This is a genomic window from Bacillus taeanensis, assembly GCF_003318295.1.
GTDB classification, from domain to species: Bacteria; Bacillota; Bacilli; order Bacillales; family UBA6769; genus Maribacillus; species Maribacillus taeanensis.
This window is the reverse complement of record NZ_QOCW01000010.1, coordinates 129,696-150,320: the sequence shown is the minus strand read 5'-3', so window position 1 is coordinate 150,320 and position 20,625 is coordinate 129,696. Positions and strand designations below refer to the sequence as shown.

The window sequence follows — 20,625 nt, the reverse complement described above, 5'->3', positions numbered from 1 at the left end:
AATGGCTGTGAATTTAAGAAAATTCACAGCCAACAACAACTGATATAAGGCATAATAATGAAAAAAGAGAAATTGCGTCCGCAATTTCTCTTTTTTCATTATTTGAAGCTAGTTATGTCCCAGCCTCTTTTTTATTATTTTGTATTTATTTCTTTCCCTTCAATTTCAGCAAGCTTACGGGTTTTTTCAGCGACGTCCTCTGGATTTACAGCACGTCTTGCTGCCCCTGTTTTCATAGCAGCAGCCGCTACCGCTTTTGCAACAGCTGGCGCTACACGTGTATCAAATGGGGCAGGGATTACATAATCTTCGTTTAAATCAGCACTAGACACAAGATCTGCAATCGCAGAAACCGCAGCTTTTTTCATTGCTTCATTAATTTCAATGGCATGGACGTCTAAGGCACCTCGGAAAATACCTGGAAATGCAAGCACGTTATTAACTTGGTTTGGAAAGTCTGAACGTCCTGTTCCAATGACTTTCGCTCCTGCCTCTTTTGCTTCCTCAGGCATGATTTCCGGAATTGGATTTGCCATCGCAAAAATAATCGCATCACGATTCATTGTTCTCACCATATCTTTTGTAAGAGCACCAGCAATCGACACGCCGATAAATACATCTGCACCTACAACCGCTTCGATTAATGAACCTTCTACTTTATTTTTATTTGTAAATTCAGCGATGGATTCTTTTACTCCATTCATTCCAAACGGACGCCCTTCATAGATTGCCCCTTTTGAATCACACATAATAATATCTTTCACACCAAAACTGTTTAATAATTTTACAATTGCAACCCCTGCAGCTCCTGCGCCATTAATCACAACTTTAATATCAGCAATTGATTTGTTAACAATCTTTAATGCATTCATAAGTCCTGCAGCAGTTACAATCGCAGTGCCGTGCTGGTCATCATGAAAAATAGGAATCGAAGTTTCTTCCTTTAAACGCTCTTCAATTTCAAAACATCTTGGCGCGGAAATGTCTTCTAAATTAATCCCGCCAAATGTTGGTTCAAGGCGCTTTACAGTTTCTACAATTTCATTGACATCTGCTGTATTTAAACAAATTGGAAAAGCATCAACACCTGCAAAACTTTTAAACAACACAGCCTTTCCTTCCATCACCGGAAGCGATGCCTCAGGTCCGATATTCCCTAGACCTAGTACAGCTGTACCATCAGATACGACCGCTACAGTATTTCCCTTCATCGTATATTCAAAAACTTTGCTATAATCTTGATAAATTTCTTTACAAGGTTCAGCAACACCTGGAGAATATGCTAGACTTAAGTCATTGGCATTTCGAACAGCTACTTTAGATTTTGTTTCAAGTTTCCCCTGGTTTAGGCGATGCAAATGCAGCGCTTCCTCGCGTGATGTTGACATTCATTACACTCCTTTGTTTAGTTAAAAATTTCTTTTTAGACAATGACATACAGCAAACGGCAATGAAGACTATAATTTGTTATCTTACTTATTCACCTCCCTGTGTAAATAAGCGTATATGCAGATATTCTGGAGATGTTTGTTGACTCCTTTGTTGAGAGTACACTAGTTTTGTCGAATGGACGTTTTTTTATCAAATTCATTCTTTTTTATTATTTTAAATTTAAAATTCGTGCCGCTTTTTGAAGATATGGTATATTATTAGTGGCAATTAAGGGGTTAAGAAAGGAGAAAGGATAGACGATATGAGAAGTCTCATGATTATAATTACTATTTTTACTGCCTTAACAACAGGATGCAGTACAACAAGTAATCATTCTAACCAAAACAAAATTGAACTGCATGTGATGGCAGCAGCAAGTTTAACTGATGCTTTACAAGAGATCGAAACCATGTATGAGAAAAAATATAATCATATAAACTTAATCATAAATTATGCATCTTCTGGAACACTACAAAAACAGATTGAACAAGGAGCACCAGCCGATCTCTTTTTATCTGCAGGCACCTTGCAAATAGATGCTTTAAATAAAAAAGGACTGCTTAAAAAAGAAACGATAACAAATTATTTAGAAAATGAACTTGTTTTAATTAAACAGAACGATCCTAAAAAGAAACTGAACAGCTTTACCGATTTAAAACAGGCATCCATTCAATCATTATCAATTGGACAACCTGAAACCGTCCCGGCAGGAAAATACGCTAAAGAAACCCTTCAATCCCTTCAATTATGGGAAACGGTTCAAGAAAAAGTGGTATACGCCAAAGACGTTCGACAAGCACTTACATATGTTGAAACGATGAATGTGGAGGCAGGCATTGTTTATAAAACAGATGCTATTCAATCAAAAAAAGTAACCATTGTTGATGCGGCGCCCGAAGAAAGTCATGAGCCTATCTTATATCCTATTAGTATTATAGAAAATACGAGGTATTATGAAGAAGTAAAAACCTTTTACCAGTGGCTTCTTCAAGAAGAAATTATTAATATTTTTGAATCCTATGGTTTTAAAGGAGTTAACAAAACACGTGTTCAATGATCCTAATTTTTGGTTTCCTATCCAAACGTCTATTCAAGTTACTGTAACAGCAAGCATCCTATCCTTTTTTGCTGCACTTTTCACTGCAAGAAAAATGCAGCAAACAAAAATACGTGGAAAGCTTATTATCGATACCTTTCTGATGCTGCCTCTTGTCCTTCCTCCTTCAGTTGTAGGGTTTGGGTTGTTAGTCCTATTTGGGCGAAACAGTGTAATCGGTAAAACGATTGAGCTGATTTTTCAGCAGCCACTTGTTTTTACTTGGTGGGCTGCCGTACTAGCTGCGGTTGTCGTGTCTTTTCCTTTAATTTATATGACAATTAAAACAGGCTTTGAGTCAGTAGACTCTGATTTAGAAGACGCAGCACGTTCAATGGGAGGAAATGAGCGGCAAGTTTTCATTTACGTTACGATTCCTCTTGCATGGCGTTCACTTTTAACAGGGTATGTATTAGGATTTGCACGCGCCATTGGTGAATTTGGAGCAACCTTAATGTTTGCAGGAAATATCCCTGAAAAAACCCAAACCCTTCCTACAGCTATTTATATTGCCGTTGAATCTGGCAGGATGGAGCTTGCCTACTATTGGGTTTTTTCAATTATTTTCTTTTCTTTTATCTTATTAGCATTTGTTTATCGAGTAAAAGAAAAAGAAGAGGCGTAAATTTAGTTACGTCTCTTTTTGTTTGTCTTCCCAAGCTTCAAAGGAAAATGGGATGCCAATCATTTGCGCCGTTAAATAATCATACGAAACTAAATCTTTCTTTGAAAGATCGTTTAATGAACGCTTACCCATTGCTCGTAAACCTACTTTTATTTCTTCGGTGCTCGAAGTTAGAAATTTTTCAGCTGCTTTCACCCCCTCTTCTACTTTAAACTTATCTTTATATTTCCCTTCATTCCAAACAACTTGTGTTGGAGGTTCAAACGGAAGAGCCTGCAATGTTTGATTATGCGAAACAGTAAATAACATGGCTGATCCCAAGTATACAGCATCTGCGCCAAGAGCAAGAACCTTCAAAAAATGGCCAGGTGTAAACAAACCTCCAGAAACAATTAAACTAACTTGTCCTTTCATCTTTCTTTTTTCTAAGTGTTTTGCTGCCCTTACTACTGCATGAAGTGTCGGAATTCCAAAATCATCTGATAATATCGGAGGCGCTCCATGCGTTGCCGCTTGACCACCGTCAACTGCGATAAAATCGACCCCAGTCTCAAGTAAATGATCAATATCTTCTTCAATTTTACCGCCCGCTCCAATTTTCACACCAATTGGAACTCCGTCTGATACTTTACGAAGTTCTTCTACTAATCCTTTAATATCTGAAAGTGTTTGATTTTCAAAAAACTGTTCAAAAATAACCGCGTCTTCATTTTCTTTTAAACCCATTACCTCACGTGCCGGTCCTTTTAAATCTTCCGGAGGAATTCTTCCACCCATTCCTGCTAGCGCTCCTTGACCCAACTTAATTTCGATCATGTCAGCACGCTTAATCTTTTCTTCTTCTTTTGCCCAAGGGGTTTTGGAAAACTGCAAAATATACTTTCCTGCTTGCTTCAGTTCTTCAGGAAGAATTCCCCCTTCACCAGAATTTATCGCTGTTCCGACATTTTTAGCGGCTTCTGTTAAAGCCAGTCTTACTTCTTTGCTAAGTGCAATGCCATAAGCCATTCCGCTAATCATTAATGGGGTCTTTATTTTCATTGGTTTTTTTGCATGAGGTCCAATTGTTACGTTTACATCTACCTCTTCTTCCCCATCTAGCGGAAATGGAGACGTTTGGGCAGGAATAAATGTAAGAGGATCAAAATGGGGCCATTTTTTTGAAGAGCCGAGTGGTCGATGCAGCACATCCCCTATTTCAGCCCGCAAACTATTTTCCAATACATTTTGAATGCCCATATGCCGAAACCCTGGGATCATTTCGATAATATTTTCTTGATATTTATCGGTCATGATAATTTTCCCTATTTGTTTCACCATTCGTTTCATCATCCATCGCCAGCCAAAAAACAATAACAATACTACTACAAATAAGATCACTGTCATTCCAAAAGTCAAATAAATTAAAGCGTTTGACATATTCACCTCTCCACCATTATGTGCTGCATTATTCATTATTTTTCATTATTACCTAAAAAAAGAAATCTATGTTGAATGTGACAAATATCACTGTAAAAAAAACTTGAAAATCTTATCATCATTATAAGAAAACAAAAATGAATCTAAGGAGAGAACAATATGTATACTCATATTTTAGCTGCAGTTGATGGTTCAAAATCTGCCGAAAAAGCATTTCAAAAAGCAGTCACTATTGCCAAAAAAGACCAAGCAAAATTATCAATAGTTTTTGTCGCGGATGCAGATTATTACAGAGCACTTGAAGGAAGTGCAATGGTGATTGACCGTATTCGTAACTATGGAAAAAGTTTAATTAACAGTTATCAAACTAAAGCTGAAGAAAGCGGAGTTGAAATAGTCCAAACAATCCTCGGTTATGGAAGTCCAAAAATTGAAATTGCTAAACATATTGCCCCAAAACACGATGTTGACTTAATTGTTTGTGGAGCCGCGGGCACTCATGGGATTGAACGCTTATTAATTGGTAGTGTTTCTGAGAATATTACAAGACACGCAAAATGTGATGTACTAGTTGTACGAAATTAATATTTTCACAAAGGGGAGACGGCGAAAATGCATGTTGGAGATGTGATTCGCAACCATCGAATAGAAGCTAATTTAACACGAAAACAACTTGCTGTAAAAATTCGTATTGGTGAAAATCTTCTTTTCCAGTATGAAAACAATGAAAAAGTTCCTGATCTGCAAACAATCTTAAAAATCTCCACTGTTTTAGATGTTCCAGCTTCTGAATTTCTAGATCATACCGAAGAATTTTATAATTTATAAAAACAGTCTGCTTATACAAGCTGACTGTTTTTATTATGATTAAACAAAATACATTCTATCAAGCTGTTTAATTGATAGAGACTTTTAGGAAACAGAATCAGTCCGGTCTGTTGAAGTGAAGTTGAAATTCTCTATATGAATAAGATAAAATGGTGATTGCAGTGCTCACTCATGAAAGTGTTATCACCATCTAATGCATGATTACTTCCATTTGTTATTGAAATTATTAGTACCAGATACTAATAGTAGATGTTATAATTAGCATAAATATAAATTAAATGAGGTGCTGACTATGAATCATCAATTTGCAGATACTGCACCACCATCTCAAGCTCGTATCACTGCAATTGGCTCATATATTCCAGAACGTATATTAACAAATCAAGAACTAGAAAGAATGGTTGAAACAAATGATGAATGGATTGTCCAAAGAACAGGTATCCGTGAAAGAAGAATTGCAAAGGAAGAAGAAACAACAAGTGATTTAAGTGCTGGCGCAGTTAAAAACTTAATGAATCGATATAACAAGTCTGTTAAGGATGTAGACTTTATCATCGTTTGTACGTCAACTCCTGATTATTCATTTGCAAGTGTTGCAAGTCAAATACAAGCGCGCTTTAACATTGCAGCTGCAGGAGCAATTGATTTAAATGCAGCGTGCGCCGGGTTTACATATGGCCTTCACCTTGCTAACAGCCTAGTAAGTATGGGCTTCCATAAAAAAGTTCTTGTTATTGGCGCTGAAACAATGTCAAAAGTAATAGACTTTACGGATCGAAATACATGTATATTATTTGGAGATGGTGCTGGAGCTGTTCTTGTAGAATATGATGCAGCCTCACCTAGATTTTTATCTCATCATGTTGGTTCAAAAGGAGAAGGTGCTCATAACTTATACCGCACTCATTTAGCTTCAAAAATGGGGGAAAAAGAATTGGAAAACAGCGGATTTATTGTCCAAAATGGACGTGAAGTTTATAAATGGGCTGTTTCAACTGTACCTAAAGGGATGGAAACCGTTCTCGAAAAAGCTGGTACCACAATTCGAGATGTGGATTGGTTTGTCCCTCACAGCGCGAACCTGCGCATGCTTGAATCAATCTGTGCTCGTACAACGATGCCGCTTGAGCGAACGTTATATAGTCTTGAATACTGCGGCAATACTTCAGCTGCTTCTATTCCCCTTGCACTAGATCAAGGGGTACAAGCTGGAAAAGTGAAAAAAGATGACCTTATCCTCGCCTATGGTTTTGGCGGCGGTTTAACACATGCTGGCCTTTTATTTAAATGGGGCGCTGACTGACTAAAAACCACCAGCTTTTTAACAGGAGCTGGTGGTTTTTCACTTCATCTATTCTGCTGCAATTGCTTGATGAATAGAAGACCAAGAGCGTTTAGCATAGCGGATCGGAATTTCCTGTTCTTTTGCTTTTTGTTTAATCACTGCAGATAAGTTATGGTTTATGTAATCTGTTAATACTAAAATTAAATCAATATGATCAGGAATCTTTCTTTTTACCATCTGCACTTTTCTCCCGCTTAAATGAACCACTCTTTTATAACCAACTTTACCCAACTTACTTGGTATTGTTCCTAAATGATCTGCCCCAACAATTAATAATGAGCGCAAAGTAACGTCCTCCTTTGACATGACGATTTGTTTATAAAGTAAGCAATTTTTCAGTTCTATCCACTATTGATAATGATTATCATTTTCTTTCATTTTAATTGATATTGATTATCATTGTCAACTTTTTTTGTGGAAATCTTTTAAAATAAAGAAGCATCTCTGTTCTAGTTGAGCAGAGATGCTTCTTTATTAAGGGAGATATGCATACTGACGTAAAATATCAAGGTTGTATTTTTCTTCCATATATCGAAGCTGATCTAAACATGAAACGGCAGCTTCTCGATCTAATCCGCGTCGCAGCTGCGCCCTTATCGTTCCGGCAAGCATTGAAAGGTCACTTGCAATATAAGCCTCATCTAATCGATTTTGAAACCAGCCTGCAAACTTATCTAATTCTCCTGTATAATGGAAGTAATAAAATGGTTTTGGAAAATGATCACGTTCAATTTTCTGACGTCTTTCAAGTAGTTCAGCTGATAAATAACGAAATTGTTTATTTCGTCGTTCATCATCTGCTTTTACACGCTTTTCATGAAATTCATTTACATAGGCAATTGTTAATTTCATTAAATGTATTTTGTCAACTTCAGTTAATCCTTCATAATATTTATCATTCACTATTCCTTCCATTACTTCATAACCCCAAGATTGAATGCTGCTTACAAAATCACCAACTTCAAGAATAGTTTCATCCTGCTTATTTAAAATCTCTTTCACAAATTGTTCAAATCCAACAATTAATTTTTGTTCCAAAAGTAAATTCCTCCTTACTTCATATACAAAATGTTTAAACATCTGTATATCTCATATCTTAAGAAATTCAATAAATATGAAATAAATCCTCCTTATTCAAAACTTAATTTCTACACCTCAATTTGTAACAACTATCCTTTTTATAAACTTTGAAGTTTTTTCCATAAAAAAGAGCCGCTTTTTTCTATTTAATAGAAAAAAGCGGCTCTTTTTTATGCTGTGGTTACATTTCCATACCTGTGATGCTGTTGATCATTTACATACTGTTTTAAAGCACTGCAAATTGTTTGTGGTTGAAAAGGCTTCATAAAAGACTTAATTGCCCCTAACGAGTGAGCTTTATTAATAAGAGAAAGTTCTTCATAAGCAGTCATAATCATTATTTTTATTGCTTTGTCAAATTTTTTCATTCTTTGCAAAATTTCAATACCATCCATTCGATGGTTCGTAATTTTTAAGTCTAGTAATACAAAATCCGGCTTTTTTTCCTTTAAAATGGACAAAGCTTGTACACCGTTTGCGGCTTCAAATGTTTCAAATCCCTCTTCTTGAAATGTTTCCCTTAATAACGAGCGTATTCCGTAGTGATCATCAACAATCAATACTTTCTTCTGCATAATACACCTCACATGATCTGTAAATTTTCAGCCATACACATGCTTGTCATCATAAATGAAACACATAAAAAATGAATCGTCATCTGAATAAAGACGATGTAGACAGCAGTCAATTACACTTATATGTGTTTATATACATTTTGCCTTATATTACACAGAAATGAAATCCCTTCTACGAAACTAGTCATTAACTTACAAAACTAGAGCTAAAAAACTAATCACACCTCGAATTTTGTCGGTGTAATAAAAAAAGCCATAGAAGCAAAGAGGAGGTTCACTTCTACGGCATTTGCCAGTTCTATACGAGAGAATTAGCAAAGTAAATGAGATTGGAGTCCATATAGGGAAGTGAAGGAGAAAATCACTTTTATTCCCTTATTACAAGAGGTTAATTTTATAATATAAAATTTAACATTATCTCTCTACATTTTTGTAAGATTATCTTACTGAGGAATTTTTATACATTCCCACCTTTAAGTTACATAAATATGATTCATCTTTTATTTATCCTATATTAGGAAAATCTGCTGCCTTTAGCTCCGTACACGTAATAGGATAAAACATCAACTTCATTGCTTAACAACACCTAACTTTAAAAACAAGCAACAAATTGGATAAAAAAAACATACTGGAAACTTCCAGTATGTTTTATTTCAATCAAATAACGTGCGAATCATCTTCCTCTTCTGTTTCCAAATCCTCATGATAGGAAGCACTAATAGCATAATAACAATCATCGCAATCCAAACGTCGTCTTTCCCAAGGATAAATTAATTCCTTTTCACAATAAACACAGCGCATTTCCAATGCACATCACCTCCCGAAAAAATTTCTACATTATTTTTCGGCTATAAGGCTTTTTAACAAGCATTATCTTATAATATTTACGCTGTTTAAAGGGTAAATATGTTTATTTTATACGTTAAAAAGTAGGATAAAATATTTTTATTTCCTATGTATCCTTTTATTATAATTCTATCTTTCCAACTGAATTTCCTTTTCTAAAGCAACCGTTCGAATAATTTCCATCTCTAGTTCCATGCTTTCTACAAGCATTCCTTTTTCTCGATAACGCTGCATGTGATGAAAATAGTCTTTTAACTTCCTCTCTGATAATTTCTTATAAAATGCCTTTGCATATGTTTTATAAAAATCCATCATAACCATCCTTTCTGCTTGCGGTAAACTTTATCACTTTTACGTTCATTAAAGAGAATAAAAAGTCTCGCATGTTTATTTTTGAAAGAAATGAAACGAATGTCAACTCTTTTTTAACCACCCTAACTTTTCATCTGGATCACTTATTATATGTATAGAATCAAAAACGTGTTAAACACTATCCAAGAGGTGAAAATTATGAATCGAGCGATTATAACATCATTGCTTTCCATAGTTAGTGCTCAAGGGTTAAAAATTGTCGTTCACAAAAAGAAATCTGGAAAATGGGATTGGCGTCCAATGTTTCAAACAGGCGGTATGCCAAGCTCCCACTCAGCTGGTGTCTCATCGATTGCTGCATATACAGCTCTTAAACATGGTGTTAAAAGTACCGATTTTGCTTTAGCTGTTGTATTTGGTCTTATTGTTATGTATGACGCTCAAGGGATTCGTCGGCACACTGGTGAAATAGCAAAAATTGTTAATGAACTGAATGAAAATATTGGCGCTCTTTCTAATCTTCATCCTACCTTCTCCTATATGAAAAATGAAGAAGCACTGAATGAACTGCTCGGTCATCAACCTATTGAAGTACTTGGCGGAGCTATTTTAGGAATTGGAATGGGGACTGTCAGCTGGCTGCTAAATGAAAAGTAAAGCACCTCATGTATTTAGGTGCTTTACTTTTCATTTTTTTCCTCCATAATGATTGTAAACTTTTCAATTAATTCTTCTTTTTTTTCTTGTGAAATTCCTTGCGCATTTTCTATCCAATCTTTTACAACACTTGTAACACCGTAATATTCTAAAGACTCTTCATTATTATCAGGCATTATGTCAGCTCCTTTTTATTAAATTTTTCAAAAAGAGATGACATTATACATTTAACAAAATTATAGATCCTTTAGTATCATTACTCCCACTCACGGCCAGGGATCCAATCCCATTCAATATAACCTTTTGATTTTAAATAATCCAACATTTTAATTAAACAAACATAATGCCCACAATACCACTTTCGGTTCACTCTTAATAAATGAATAATTTCTTTATCTCCCATCACCTTTTCACATCCATCGCAATGAATTTTCATATTCTCTCCCCTCTATCATTGAATAATTGTTATATCATATTCAATTAGAAGGCATTTCGGATGTGTGTTTTTCCCTTTTTATATGAATTATCATTAAATCCATAAATTATTTCTCGATGTCGTAACAGCAACTGCTCCTGCTTGAAGCACCTGTTCAACCTCTTCCTTTGTGCGTATTAAGCCTCCCGCAATAATAGGAATGTCGGTCGCTTCATTCACTTCTTTAATTAAGTGAGGAACCACTCCTGGAAGCACTTCGATGAAGTCCGGCCTTACTTTTTCAACTAATTTATAACTTGTTTCAAGTGCAATTGTATCCAGTAAAAAAAGTCGTTGGATCGCTACTATTCCTTTTTTCTTAGCAATTCTTAATACACTCCCTCTAGTAGAAATAAGACCAAAGGGTTTAAATGTTTGACATAAAAACTCAGCAGCGTACTCATCATTTTTTAATCCTTGAATTAAATCTGCATGCAGAAAAATTTTTTTGTTATGTATTTTGGCATGCTGCATAAGACTATGTAATTGTCCAATGTGAATATCAAGTAGAACAATATATTGATAATCGGCAGCCAATATCTTTTCGAAATCTTTCATCTTCTTTACGGCCGGTAAAACTTTTTGACCGTTAAAATTCATTATCTCCACTCCTTTATTTACCCGATATCATAACCTTTTTATAGTATGGTACTAAGTTTATCATAATGAGAACGAGTAATCAGTTTTAATGTAAGCTCCTTTTATTATCTGCTAACACTTTTTGTATGAATTTTACTACAATAGAAGAAAATAAAATTGGTGATTTAAAAGACCTTTTCTAATTACAACCTAATACAGGATAATTTAATTCACTTAAAATCTATAAATGAGATTATTTACTTTATAATTAATCTCATTTATAGATTAAAACGGACATTAAAAAGAAAAAATAATAATTTTATTGTAAGCGAAAACAACATTGATACAGCAATAAATACTTCTATTATAAGTTTCTCTATCTGCTTCATAGTAAGGTTTTATAACATGAAAAATTTATCGAAATATGATATTATTTGTACTATCTAAAAATTAAGAAAACAAAACAGTTCTATTTTTATTAAACAAGGGAAGGTGAAATTATGACAATAACATTACAAGCAACAGACAGCAGCGCACCGCTTCGTCAAGATGTAAATACATTAGGACGTATTCTCGGTGAAATTCTTATTCATCATGGCGGCACAACGCTGTTTAATAAAGTTGAAAAAATTCGTCAAATGACCAAGTCCCTTCGCACTGAACACAACGAAGAGACATACAAAACACTAAAAAATGAAATTGATTCATTAGAACCTCCTGTTCGCCAACAGGTAATCCGAGCGTTTTCAATTTATTTTCAGTTAGTAAATATTTCTGAACAAAATCACCGTATTCGCCGTCGTCGTGAATACCAGCTTCGCGAGGATTCCGTTTTACAGCCAAATTCACTTGAAAGTGCGATTAGTTCTTTAAAAGAAAATAATATTTCTGAAGAAACAATTCAAAACGTACTCGACAAATTATCACTTGAATTAATTATTACAGCTCATCCAACGGAAGCGACTAAGCGCTCAGTTCTAGAAATTCATAAACGCATTGCAACTATCTTGCAGCAGCTTGATAGCCCATTTATTACCAAAAAAGAACGTTCTCGTCTTGAAGAGAGCCTCTTCAATGAAGTAACCGTATTATGGCAAACAGATGAACTGCGTCATCGCAAACCGACGGTAATGGATGAAGTACGAAATGGTCTTTACTACTTTGATGAAACCTTATTTGAAGTTTTACCTGAAATTCATCAAGAACTTGAATATTTATTAGAGGAACAATTTCCAAATCAAAAGTGGAATGTTCCAAATTTCTTGCGTTTCGGTTCATGGATTGGCGGAGACCGTGACGGAAATCCAAACGTAACACCTGAAGTCACATGGAAAACCCTTGAAAAGCAGCGTAAACTCGCATTAAAGAAATATGAGGAATCTTTAATTGAATTAATGAAACGATTTAGTCATTCTACAAATCGTATCAATATAAGTGAAGCTTTTATTACAACCCTTGAAATTGAAGAACAAGAAGTTCTAACAAACAAGAAAAAATGGCCTGTAGAATCCGAAATCTACCGTCGTAAATTTGCAGTGATGTTAGAACGTCTCCGCAATGTTGGGAAAGCGGATCTAGGTTATAAAACAGCTGAAGAGCTTTTAAATGACCTCATCCTTATTAAAGAAAGCGTCAAAAATCATCAGCCTGCAGGCCATGAGTTAAAAATGCTTCGTAAATTAATTCGCCAAGTACAATTATTTGGTTTTCACCTTGCAACTTTAGATATTCGTAATCACAGCGGTGAACATGAAGCAGCAATTTCTGAAATTTTACGCATGGTTAATATTACAGATGATTATCCAGCCCTTCCTGAAGAAGAAAAAGTAGCGCTTCTTGAAAAAGTACTAAAAGACCCAAGACCACTTGTATTAATAAACGAAGATTACTCTAAAGAAACACAAGAGATGCTGAAAGTTTTCCACATGATTAAAAAAGCACATGACGAATTTGGAAAACGCGCGATTGAAGTATACCTTATTAGTATGACTCAATCTTCAAGCGATCTTCTCGAAGTTCTTGTTTTAGCAAAAGAAGCTGGTATCTACCGCTTACACGCAGACGGCCGGATTGAAAGCAATTTAAATGTTGCACCTCTTCTTGAAACCGTCGATGATTTAGTTGCAGGACCAAAAATAATGGAAAAGCTATTCCAAATGGACGTGTATCGAAATCATTTAGCTGAACATAAAGACCGACAAGAAATTATGCTTGGTTATTCTGACGGCAGTAAAGATGGCGGTACACTTACCGCAAATTGGAAGCTTTATAATGCTCAACAAAAAATCCATAATATGGCGAAAGAATATAATATTGGTCTAAAATTCTTCCACGGACGCGGCGGTTCTTTAGGTCGTGGTGGCGGTCCGTTAAATCGCAGTATTTTATCACAACCTGCGGAAACACTAGGTGATGGTGTAAAAATTACAGAACAAGGTGAAGTATTATCTTCCCGCTATCTCCTTGTAGATATTGCCTACCGCAGCTTAGAACAAGCAACATCTACTTTATTAAAAGCAGCTGCTCACGTATCCACTGAGTCAGAAACCGAAGATTTAAGAAAGCCTGATTGGGAAAAGGCAATGGAAGAAATTTCCGTAAATTCTCTTTCGAAGTATCAATCATTTGTCTTTGAAGATCCTGATTTCTTAACATACTTTAAGCAAGCAACACCATTATTAGAACTTGGTGCCTTAAATATCGGTTCTCGTCCTATGAGCCGTAAAGGTAGTCAGCGTTTTGAAGATTTACGCGCCATCCCTTGGGTATTTGCTTGGACGCAAAGCCGTCAGCTTCTGCCGGGTTGGTATGCAGCAGGTACTGGTTTGCAGTCCTTTGCAGAAAAAGGAGCCCAAAACCTTGAATTACTGCAGCAGATGTATAAAAGTTGGCCTTTCTTCCGTTCTACCATTGATAATTTACAAATGGCACTGATGAAAGCCGATTTATCAACTGCAAAAGAATACATTACCCTTGTAAAAGATGAAGAAATTGCCAATCGTTTCTTTAACAACCTAGTACAAGAATATGAATGTACAAAAGCTGTCATTTTACAAATCACTGAGAAAAATGACCTCCTTGAACATACGCCAAATATTCAGGAATCTGTTCGTCGTCGAAATCCATATGTAGATCCTTTAAACTTCATGCAAGTTGGATTAATCTCAAAACTTCGTGAACATAATGGAGATAACGATGAATTGCTAAATGAAGTATTACTTACAATCAGCGGTATTGCAGCAGGTTTGCGTAATACTGGTTGATTACAAAGAAAGCGCAGCAAATTGCTGCGCTTTTTACATTTCCCTCCCCTTCTCTATATCAAGACTTTCTTTACTATTTTATTTATATTCCACGAAAATTGACGATCTTTGTAAAAAAATAGATTTTTATTACATCTTTTAGCGAAACTATGTAAATATATCCTATAACCCTTCATAATAGAAGTAACATGTAGAATGAATATGCTAAGAACGGAGCGTGAGGGAGATTGTTCCTAACTACTGGACGTCAAAAAGATGAGTTGTTACAATCTATCGCTAAAAAGAGAGAAGAAATGATTGAAATTGCCTTTAAAAGCGGATTTCACAGCAAGGAAGCTGTGCAGTGCAGTCAAGAACTTGATGACCTCCTTAATCTTTACAGCCGAATAGGTAAAGAACAAAAAATTGAGTGGTATGATCAGTATCGGGAAAGCCTTCGCTATTTATTAGATTTTAATACAAAATTTGTTCAGCTTGTTAAAGTAGGTCTAACCTTTTATCAGCCGCCAACTCATGAAGATAACAAAGAGGGTTTTATTCCAAGTATTTTTCATGTTTACGATGCAGTTAATAAATGGGACAAGCACCAGTATAACGTTTTTCTTGAGGCATTAGATGTAGTAACACCAAAGCATTAAATTCATTCTTTATTATAAAATCTCTTTTATATAATAAATGCCCTTATTCCTCCCTCTTCTTCAACGAAGAGGGTTTTGTTCTTACTTTTTTATTTTAAAGAAGGACTTCTCATTTTTCTGTTGAATAACAATATTAACGAAATAAAAACTAATATATAACATTTTTTTAGCTTTGCTTTTATTTATATTTTTTATCCATCCCTCTGTTTCCAAGTTGTCAAAAGCACTGTTTCTTAACTTTAAATGGATTTCATACCTCTTTTAACATTTGATTATTGAACCCTTATCTTTTTAAATATTAAAATGGAAGGGAGCTGGAGTATATGTTTAATAAACATGTGCGCCAACTTGAAAATGTTGATACTGTGATTGGATCAAAAACAACAATTGAGGGGAAACTTGTTGTACAAGCAAGCATTCGAATTGACGGAACTGTAAAGGATGATATTAACTGTGAAGGAGATGTTATTGTTAGTGAAAATGGCCTGATTGAATCTAATATTAGAGCACGAAATATCATTGTTTCAGGTACAGTAAAGGGAAATATCTCAACGGACGGTAAACTTCACATTCAAAGCAGTGGAAAATGTTTTGGGAATGCTGAAATGAAGTCAATTGTTATTGATGAAGGCGGACTTTTCCAAGGGTCTCTTTCAATGGAACAAGTTCCTGAAAAAGTTGAAATTATTACTGCTGAAATGGAATATCCACAAGAAAAACAAGCATTTGTAGATTAAAACAAACAGGTGTTGAGAATCAACACCTGTTTGTTTTTACATAAAACTTTTTTTAAATAAATGTATTCTTTATTTATTTTCAGTTAATCAATCACTACCCGATACAATTAAATCATCTTGAACCCATGCCAATATCATATTTGGTGTTACAATATCGCCCTTTTTAGCCTCAAGACCAGTCACATGTCCGCTTACTGAAATTTGCACTGTTTCATAGCTGCCAACTACTGTTTTAATAAGAAATAACGGCTCCCACTCATATACATAGCTATTGAAATCAACAGTTACTTCCTCAATTACCCCAAAGCATGGACTTACAACCTTTTGTGAAGTAGAAATCATTTCATAGCAAGGACTTGCAGGTCTCGGCACAGTTTCAATCATTACGATTACCTCTCTTTATTTAATATTTGTTTACCTTATCATAACTTTTATAAAAGAAGGACATGTAAAATCTTTTTATCTTATATCTACCTTACCATGTTATTTATAAAAAAAGATCATTACCGTTAACTAATCTACCATAAAAATGTAAATTGTCAATATGTATTTATAAAATGGATTCAATCCTATTCAATAATAGCTCAAAACTCTTCTTCATTTAAAATCCTTCAAAAATTTTTAAAATCACGCATGTCGACATACGTGATTTTAAACGATTTCCTTATTTATTTTTTATTACAGCTTTCACATTTATTGCTTTTAGTATATAATTTCGAGACTTTTTCATCATTTGTATGACCTACTATTGTTTCACATGTTTGGCAAATTAAAATTCCCATACTGATTCATCTCCTATTATACAAATTTTTACGTCCTTTTATACGCACAAAGAAAACGCTACCATAAATAATGAAAGAAAATTTATTTTTTCTTTGTCTTTTGTTGACAACTTGGACAACAGCTCGTATAAGATGTCAATACTTTCTCTGCTTCTTTATGAGCGATGATTTGATCACACGTTTGACAAACAAATAATTGCATTCAAGACATCTCCTTTTTAATATAATTGTTATATATAAAGCATTTTGTTGTATTAATTGACTTAATTATATGACATATTAATCTAATATACAACGTTTTTTTTGCTTTTTTAAACTTTTTTTTAATTTAGTATAACCTATTAAGATTTCTAGATAAGTAATGGTTATACTAAAATAATAAAAACTATATTGGTTCATAAAAATATATAGGTAAAAAAATATGAAACAATTACCAGTATTATTCTTAAATAATAATCACATATTAAGAGTGCAGCAAAACAATTGCTGCAACCAACAATTTAAAGGAGTTGAGTAATAATGGCAAACAACAATTCTTCAAATCAGTTAGTAGTACCTGGTGCACAGCAAGCTCTTGATCAAATGAAGTATGAAATTGCACAAGAATTCGGTGTAAATCTTGGACCAGATTCTACGTCTCGCGCTAACGGTTCTGTTGGTGGAGAAATTACAAAACGCCTTGTACAACAAGCTCAACAACAATTAGGCGGTTACCAAAAATAACAATAAAATATGATGGCTTTAGCCGGGCAGTTTTTGCCCGGTTATTTTTTATGTTTTTATTTAAAGATTGCTTTTTCACCAAGACCTTCACTATCCTGTAATAAAAAAAGACACCTTGTTTAGGTGCCATTAAACTATTCTTCTTTATTAATTCGTACTGCAGCTGTATTATGCGTTAAATATGTTGGGGTGGTTCTTTTTTCTTCATCATCTTGGGTAAAATACTCATTAATTTTATTATTTGCTGATTCCGCTTCTGATTCGGATAGGTTATGCTGAACACTATCTTTTCCAATCCCATCTAACTGCTGATTTAACTTAATATTCGCTTCTGCTGTTGTTAAATTTTCACTGTGCTCATGATTGGACAAACTTCCCACTCCTTATTATTCATTCTCATAAATAGAATGCCCTTCATCATTAAATTCATGAAAAGGTTTTGAGCCATATATATTTCAGCTTCATTGATGAGCATCATGTTAACTTTCTGAGATAAATATATAAGAGCTTGCCTCATGAGACAATTCTTTTATACTTGATAGTTTTTTAATACTTTTTGAACGTAATTTTTAGTTTCTGTAAATGGTGGAACTCCTCCGTATTTATCAACATTGCCTGGTCCTGCATTATATGCTGCTAGAGCCAGTACGATATTTCCCTTATATCTAGTAAGCATTTGCTTTAAATACTTTGTTCCGCCTTCAATATTTTGTTTTGGATCATAAGGGTCATTTACGCCAAGACCAGCTGCTGTTTTGGGCATTAATTGCATTAACCCCATTGCTCCAGCGTAACTTCTGCTGTTTGGATTAAAATTTGATTCTTGTTTAATAACTGCACGAATTAAATTTGGATCTACATGATACTTATTTGCTGCTTGTTCAATGTAAGAGTCAAATGTTTGTCCTTTTATAGAAGTTGTACTTGCTAAAACAGGTTGGCGTTGGTTTAATGGCAATTCTGAACGTTTAATTGCTTCTGTATTCTCAATCCTGCTTGCTATGTTTTTAGCTGCTATTTCCTGCTCCAATAGTTCTATAAATAGCGGGGAAACAGGCGCATTTGAATCTTGACGATTTGGAATAAAATTAAACTGTTTAACTGCTTGAAGTTCAATAATCGAACGCCATAATTCTGTTTTCACTCTACCGCCTCACTTCCCATATTCCATTTACATCCATTATACCAAATTGCAGAAAAATTATTATAGATAAACATTAATGATAAGAAGTTTTTCTTTTTATTAATAAGTATTTACCACCTTCAATGAGTGGATGAAATATTTTAATAACTGGTTTTGATGCCAAGATACAACATAAAAAAATAGCTAGGATAAAAAACAGAACATACATATTGGATTTGCTAATACTTTCATAGAACGGTGTAAGACGAAACAGCTTTACAATAAACCCATGAAGTAAATAAATATACATCGTTCTGCTTCCATATCGCGTAAAAAACAGCTCTCGTCTCGGTACTACTGCTAAAAAGCTAAATGTTGCAAGAAAAACGATTCCATAAACAATAAGTCTCATAAGAGCGGCATATCCTTCTTGAATTCCCATTTCCGAATAGGAAGAATCAGCAAGGAGCCACTCTTTTGTTGAAGCGGGAAAAACAAAATAATAACATAAAAATAAGCTCACTAAACAAAAGGCAGCAATCATACGCTTTTTCGGTTCTACTAATTCTTTAAAATGTTTTTCGCTTAAATAAAAACCTAATAAAAATATAGGAAAAAAAACAAACGTTCTTGACAAACTTAAGAATGTTCCAATTTCAGGAATATACCCAATAATAAGACCTATAGTAACAGCACTAAAAATTGCTGTAAAATATTTTAACCTTGCAAATCCAATTAAAAGAAGATTCCAGCAAACAAGACTCAACAAAAACCATAATGTCCAATATGGATCAAATAAAGTGAACGTTATTTCTCCCTTTTTAATTGAATAAAAGACAGCATAAATAAACTGAAAAATAAAATATGGAATTAATACTTTTTGCATAATTTTCTTTAAATAACCTTTTTGAAAACAGCCTTTTGAAAAATATCCTGCAATTAATATAAAAGCAGGCATATGAAAACTGTACATAAAATTATACAAGGCATATAACATGTCACTATCACCTTTAAACGGACTAATCATATGACCAAATACGACTAAAAAAATCAATATAAATTTTGCATTATCAAAATAAGGATCACGACTTATTGTTTTATTCATCTTTCTATCTCCTCTAGTTATAAACATAATATATACTTTGTTTCACTATCAAACTTTCAGGGTGAATTTATATATTATAAATCATTCGAAGCTTGCTAACAAAATATAGGTGTTTCTTCTTATTTCTCCATTAAAATCCTTTTATAAAGCTCTCTGTATGTAAACCTACCTCTTGGAAACACTACAAAGTAATATGAATCCAACGTAGGAGATGTTAAGGCATTGAATAGAAAAATGGTACTACTTTTTTTCGCTGTAATGATCCTGCTCGTTACCCCAGATCTTATTTTTAACAAGATAAATGCATCTGCATTATCACCTAAAAAAAGCAATCTTAATCTTGTAGCAATTGGTGATTCTCTAACATATGGTTCAGGAGATCCCTTAAAAAAAGGATATATTCACCGAGTGAAAGCCGGAATGGAAAGAAACTTTCATATATCTGCTTCTTTAACAAACTTTGGTGTCAGCGGCTATCGAACAGATCAAGTTATTACTCTGCTGCACCAGCCGCAGAAACAAAAAGCAGTTCGGGAAGCACATTACATCTTTTTATTTATTGGTACAAACGATTTTCGTAAAAGCGCCAACTATAAATTTGATTCCATTTCAGTTAGAAAAATGGTACAAGGAAAACAGATGTATTCAAATCATTTATATGAACTTATTACCTCAATTCGAACGCTCAATCGTACTGCACCTCTAATTGTATTAGGACTATATAATCCTTATACTTCTGTACAAGCAAAAGAAACTATTGACCTTCTGATTTCTGACTGGAATAAAGAAATAAAGAAAACAGCAGCATCCTTTTATAAAACTACCTACGTGCCTACTTCTGATTTATTTCCTGCCTATAAAAAAGAGTATTATTTTTATGATACCCTTCATCCAAATCCAAAAGGTTATCAAATTATTGCTGATCGTGTACTAAAATATTTAAGTAATAAGAATTCAACACAATAAAATAAAAGCTGGACCAGTAT

At 34.2% G+C, this 20,625-nt stretch carries 27 protein-coding genes; 11 read left to right on the top strand and 16 right to left on the bottom strand.

The features are described from left to right. Nucleotides 1-134: 134 nt before the first annotated feature. Complete coding sequence (gene ystJ / locus DS031_RS11595; RefSeq protein WP_113806242.1) at nucleotides 135-1,388, bottom strand: NADP-dependent malic enzyme; 1,254 nt, start codon at nucleotides 1,386-1,388, stop codon at nucleotides 135-137. 317 nt (nucleotides 1,389-1,705) lie between these two features. Between ystJ and modA the strand changes: the two genes are divergently transcribed. Both modA and modB read left to right on the top strand, forming a co-directional pair. After that, the gene (gene modA / locus DS031_RS11590; RefSeq protein ID WP_113806241.1) at nucleotides 1,706-2,488 is read left to right on the top strand and encodes a molybdate ABC transporter substrate-binding protein; all 783 of its coding nucleotides are present in this window, start codon (nucleotides 1,706-1,708) and stop codon (nucleotides 2,486-2,488) included. Then, nucleotides 2,478-3,152 (top strand): molybdate ABC transporter permease subunit, encoded by a 675-nt coding sequence (modB, locus tag DS031_RS11585; RefSeq protein WP_245947366.1) that lies wholly within the window; start codon nucleotides 2,478-2,480, stop codon nucleotides 3,150-3,152. The genes modA and modB overlap by 11 nt, the downstream gene beginning before the upstream one ends. Before the next feature lie 6 nt (nucleotides 3,153-3,158). On the opposite strand, the gene DS031_RS11580 is transcribed toward modB, so the two are convergent. Beyond that, nucleotides 3,159-4,571 (bottom strand): FMN-binding glutamate synthase family protein, encoded by a 1,413-nt coding sequence (locus DS031_RS11580; RefSeq protein ID WP_113806239.1) that lies wholly within the window; start codon nucleotides 4,569-4,571, stop codon nucleotides 3,159-3,161. A gap of 159 nt (nucleotides 4,572-4,730) precedes the next feature. Between DS031_RS11580 and DS031_RS11575 the strand changes: the two genes are divergently transcribed. From DS031_RS11575 to DS031_RS11565, 3 genes are all read left to right on the top strand, one after another. Then, nucleotides 4,731-5,156 (top strand): universal stress protein, encoded by a 426-nt coding sequence (locus DS031_RS11575; protein ID WP_113806238.1) that lies wholly within the window; start codon nucleotides 4,731-4,733, stop codon nucleotides 5,154-5,156. Between the two features lie 27 nt (nucleotides 5,157-5,183). After that, nucleotides 5,184-5,399 carry a helix-turn-helix domain-containing protein gene (locus DS031_RS11570; RefSeq protein ID WP_113806237.1) on the top strand — a complete coding sequence of 72 codons (216 nt, stop codon included), beginning with the start codon at nucleotides 5,184-5,186 and terminating at the stop codon, nucleotides 5,397-5,399. 292 nt (nucleotides 5,400-5,691) lie between these two features. Continuing rightward, nucleotides 5,692-6,702: a ketoacyl-ACP synthase III gene (locus DS031_RS11565; protein ID WP_113806236.1), complete on the top strand. Its 1,011-nt coding sequence runs from the start codon at nucleotides 5,692-5,694 to the stop codon at nucleotides 6,700-6,702. A gap of 48 nt (nucleotides 6,703-6,750) precedes the next feature. Here DS031_RS11565 and DS031_RS11560 read toward each other — a convergent pair whose 3' ends face one another. The 5 genes from DS031_RS11560 to DS031_RS11545 all read right to left on the bottom strand — a co-directional run bounded on the left by DS031_RS11560 (nucleotide 6,751) and on the right by DS031_RS11545 (nucleotide 9,557). Continuing rightward, complete coding sequence (locus tag DS031_RS11560) at nucleotides 6,751-7,029, bottom strand: DUF2325 domain-containing protein (protein ID WP_113806235.1); 279 nt, start codon at nucleotides 7,027-7,029, stop codon at nucleotides 6,751-6,753. A gap of 189 nt (nucleotides 7,030-7,218) precedes the next feature. Continuing rightward, a complete protein-coding gene (locus DS031_RS11555; RefSeq protein ID WP_113806234.1) occupies nucleotides 7,219-7,782 on the bottom strand; it encodes a hypothetical protein in 564 nt (187 codons plus the stop codon). Between the two features lie 212 nt (nucleotides 7,783-7,994). After that, nucleotides 7,995-8,399 carry a response regulator gene (locus tag DS031_RS11550; protein ID WP_113806233.1) on the bottom strand — a complete coding sequence of 135 codons (405 nt, stop codon included), beginning with the start codon at nucleotides 8,397-8,399 and terminating at the stop codon, nucleotides 7,995-7,997. A gap of 657 nt (nucleotides 8,400-9,056) precedes the next feature. Then, entirely contained in the window at nucleotides 9,057-9,206 is a 150-nt protein-coding gene (locus DS031_RS23675) for a hypothetical protein (RefSeq protein WP_181833122.1), read from the bottom strand. Between the two features lie 168 nt (nucleotides 9,207-9,374). After that, a complete protein-coding gene (locus DS031_RS11545) occupies nucleotides 9,375-9,557 on the bottom strand; it encodes a hypothetical protein (protein ID WP_113806232.1) in 183 nt (60 codons plus the stop codon). A gap of 198 nt (nucleotides 9,558-9,755) precedes the next feature. On the opposite strand from DS031_RS11545, the gene DS031_RS11540 reads away from it, so the two are divergent. Continuing rightward, nucleotides 9,756-10,214, top strand: coding sequence for a divergent PAP2 family protein (locus DS031_RS11540; protein WP_342767243.1), 459 nt, complete (start codon nucleotides 9,756-9,758; stop codon nucleotides 10,212-10,214). 23 nt (nucleotides 10,215-10,237) lie between these two features. Here the strand turns inward: DS031_RS11540 and DS031_RS23670 are convergent, their stop codons facing one another. The 3 genes from DS031_RS23670 to DS031_RS11530 form a co-directional block, all read right to left on the bottom strand. After that, nucleotides 10,238-10,390 carry a hypothetical protein gene (locus tag DS031_RS23670; protein ID WP_181833121.1) on the bottom strand — a complete coding sequence of 51 codons (153 nt, stop codon included), beginning with the start codon at nucleotides 10,388-10,390 and terminating at the stop codon, nucleotides 10,238-10,240. A gap of 80 nt (nucleotides 10,391-10,470) precedes the next feature. After that, complete coding sequence (locus DS031_RS11535) at nucleotides 10,471-10,650, bottom strand: hypothetical protein (RefSeq protein WP_113806231.1); 180 nt, start codon at nucleotides 10,648-10,650, stop codon at nucleotides 10,471-10,473. A 93-nt stretch (nucleotides 10,651-10,743) separates the two neighbouring features. Then, on the bottom strand, nucleotides 10,744-11,289 hold the full coding sequence (locus DS031_RS11530; protein ID WP_113806230.1) for a glycerol-3-phosphate responsive antiterminator: 546 nt from the start codon (nucleotides 11,287-11,289) through the stop codon (nucleotides 10,744-10,746). Between the two features lie 479 nt (nucleotides 11,290-11,768). Between DS031_RS11530 and ppc the strand changes: the two genes are divergently transcribed. From ppc to DS031_RS11515, 3 genes are all read left to right on the top strand, one after another. After that, the gene (ppc, locus tag DS031_RS11525; protein WP_113806229.1) at nucleotides 11,769-14,531 is read left to right on the top strand and encodes a phosphoenolpyruvate carboxylase; all 2,763 of its coding nucleotides are present in this window, start codon (nucleotides 11,769-11,771) and stop codon (nucleotides 14,529-14,531) included. Between the two features lie 227 nt (nucleotides 14,532-14,758). Beyond that, nucleotides 14,759-15,169, top strand: a complete 411-nt coding sequence (locus DS031_RS24565) for a Spo0E family sporulation regulatory protein-aspartic acid phosphatase (protein ID WP_342767242.1) — start codon at nucleotides 14,759-14,761, stop codon at nucleotides 15,167-15,169. Between the two features lie 323 nt (nucleotides 15,170-15,492). Continuing rightward, entirely contained in the window at nucleotides 15,493-15,906 is a 414-nt protein-coding gene (locus tag DS031_RS11515) for a bactofilin family protein (RefSeq protein WP_113806227.1), read from the top strand. 87 nt (nucleotides 15,907-15,993) lie between these two features. Here DS031_RS11515 and DS031_RS11510 read toward each other — a convergent pair whose 3' ends face one another. From DS031_RS11510 to DS031_RS11500, 3 genes are all read right to left on the bottom strand, one after another. After that, nucleotides 15,994-16,290, bottom strand: coding sequence for a biotin/lipoyl attachment domain-containing protein (locus tag DS031_RS11510; protein WP_245947364.1), 297 nt, complete (start codon nucleotides 16,288-16,290; stop codon nucleotides 15,994-15,996). 284 nt (nucleotides 16,291-16,574) lie between these two features. After that, nucleotides 16,575-16,688 (bottom strand): GapA-binding peptide SR1P, encoded by a 114-nt coding sequence (locus tag DS031_RS11505; RefSeq protein ID WP_113806226.1) that lies wholly within the window; start codon nucleotides 16,686-16,688, stop codon nucleotides 16,575-16,577. Nucleotides 16,689-16,770: 82 nt separating this feature from the next. Beyond that, nucleotides 16,771-16,890 carry a GapA-binding peptide SR1P gene (locus DS031_RS11500; protein WP_113806225.1) on the bottom strand — a complete coding sequence of 40 codons (120 nt, stop codon included), beginning with the start codon at nucleotides 16,888-16,890 and terminating at the stop codon, nucleotides 16,771-16,773. A gap of 317 nt (nucleotides 16,891-17,207) precedes the next feature. Between DS031_RS11500 and DS031_RS11495 the strand changes: the two genes are divergently transcribed. Beyond that, a complete protein-coding gene (locus tag DS031_RS11495) occupies nucleotides 17,208-17,411 on the top strand; it encodes an alpha/beta-type small acid-soluble spore protein (RefSeq protein WP_113806224.1) in 204 nt (67 codons plus the stop codon). Nucleotides 17,412-17,545: 134 nt separating this feature from the next. Here the strand turns inward: DS031_RS11495 and DS031_RS11490 are convergent, their stop codons facing one another. From DS031_RS11490 to DS031_RS11480, 3 genes are all read right to left on the bottom strand, one after another. After that, nucleotides 17,546-17,782 (bottom strand): hypothetical protein, encoded by a 237-nt coding sequence (locus DS031_RS11490; protein ID WP_113806223.1) that lies wholly within the window; start codon nucleotides 17,780-17,782, stop codon nucleotides 17,546-17,548. A 158-nt stretch (nucleotides 17,783-17,940) separates the two neighbouring features. After that, nucleotides 17,941-18,555 carry a lytic transglycosylase domain-containing protein gene (locus tag DS031_RS24455; protein WP_281269118.1) on the bottom strand — a complete coding sequence of 205 codons (615 nt, stop codon included), beginning with the start codon at nucleotides 18,553-18,555 and terminating at the stop codon, nucleotides 17,941-17,943. Nucleotides 18,556-18,628: 73 nt separating this feature from the next. Beyond that, nucleotides 18,629-19,639: an acyltransferase family protein gene (locus DS031_RS11480; RefSeq protein ID WP_181833120.1), complete on the bottom strand. Its 1,011-nt coding sequence runs from the start codon at nucleotides 19,637-19,639 to the stop codon at nucleotides 18,629-18,631. 222 nt (nucleotides 19,640-19,861) lie between these two features. Between DS031_RS11480 and DS031_RS11475 the strand changes: the two genes are divergently transcribed. Next, nucleotides 19,862-20,605 (top strand): GDSL-type esterase/lipase family protein, encoded by a 744-nt coding sequence (locus DS031_RS11475; RefSeq protein WP_113806221.1) that lies wholly within the window; start codon nucleotides 19,862-19,864, stop codon nucleotides 20,603-20,605. Nucleotides 20,606-20,625: the final 20 nt, after the last annotated feature.

What these genes read in the sequence shown, in the direction of transcription:
- ystJ (WP_113806242.1), bottom strand. Translation starts at nt 1,388, where the DNA reads ATGTCAACATCACGCGAGGAAGCGCTGCATTTGCATCGCCTAAACCAG.
- modA (WP_113806241.1), top strand. Translation starts at nt 1,706, where the DNA reads ATGATTATAATTACTATTTTTACTGCCTTAACAACAGGATGCAGTACA.
- DS031_RS11580 (WP_113806239.1), bottom strand. Translation starts at nt 4,571, where the DNA reads ATGTCAAACGCTTTAATTTATTTGACTTTTGGAATGACAGTGATCTTA.
- DS031_RS11575 (WP_113806238.1), top strand. Translation starts at nt 4,731, where the DNA reads ATGTATACTCATATTTTAGCTGCAGTTGATGGTTCAAAATCTGCCGAA.
- DS031_RS11570 (WP_113806237.1), top strand. Translation starts at nt 5,184, where the DNA reads ATGCATGTTGGAGATGTGATTCGCAACCATCGAATAGAAGCTAATTTA.
- DS031_RS11565 (WP_113806236.1), top strand. Translation starts at nt 5,692, where the DNA reads ATGAATCATCAATTTGCAGATACTGCACCACCATCTCAAGCTCGTATC.
- DS031_RS11550 (WP_113806233.1), bottom strand. Translation starts at nt 8,399, where the DNA reads ATGCAGAAGAAAGTATTGATTGTTGATGATCACTACGGAATACGCTCG.
- DS031_RS11545 (WP_113806232.1), bottom strand. Translation starts at nt 9,557, where the DNA reads ATGGATTTTTATAAAACATATGCAAAGGCATTTTATAAGAAATTATCA.
- DS031_RS11540 (WP_342767243.1), top strand. Translation starts at nt 9,756, where the DNA reads ATGAATCGAGCGATTATAACATCATTGCTTTCCATAGTTAGTGCTCAA.
- DS031_RS23670 (WP_181833121.1), bottom strand. Translation starts at nt 10,390, where the DNA reads ATGCCTGATAATAATGAAGAGTCTTTAGAATATTACGGTGTTACAAGT.
- DS031_RS11535 (WP_113806231.1), bottom strand. Translation starts at nt 10,650, where the DNA reads ATGAAAATTCATTGCGATGGATGTGAAAAGGTGATGGGAGATAAAGAA.
- DS031_RS11530 (WP_113806230.1), bottom strand. Translation starts at nt 11,289, where the DNA reads ATGAATTTTAACGGTCAAAAAGTTTTACCGGCCGTAAAGAAGATGAAA.
- ppc (WP_113806229.1), top strand. Translation starts at nt 11,769, where the DNA reads ATGACAATAACATTACAAGCAACAGACAGCAGCGCACCGCTTCGTCAA.
- DS031_RS11515 (WP_113806227.1), top strand. Translation starts at nt 15,493, where the DNA reads ATGTTTAATAAACATGTGCGCCAACTTGAAAATGTTGATACTGTGATT.
- DS031_RS11510 (WP_245947364.1), bottom strand. Translation starts at nt 16,290, where the DNA reads ATGATTGAAACTGTGCCGAGACCTGCAAGTCCTTGCTATGAAATGATT.
- DS031_RS11505 (WP_113806226.1), bottom strand. Translation starts at nt 16,688, where the DNA reads ATGGGAATTTTAATTTGCCAAACATGTGAAACAATAGTAGGTCATACA.
- DS031_RS11500 (WP_113806225.1), bottom strand. Translation starts at nt 16,890, where the DNA reads ATGCAATTATTTGTTTGTCAAACGTGTGATCAAATCATCGCTCATAAA.
- DS031_RS11495 (WP_113806224.1), top strand. Translation starts at nt 17,208, where the DNA reads ATGGCAAACAACAATTCTTCAAATCAGTTAGTAGTACCTGGTGCACAG.
- DS031_RS11480 (WP_181833120.1), bottom strand. Translation starts at nt 19,639, where the DNA reads ATGAATAAAACAATAAGTCGTGATCCTTATTTTGATAATGCAAAATTT.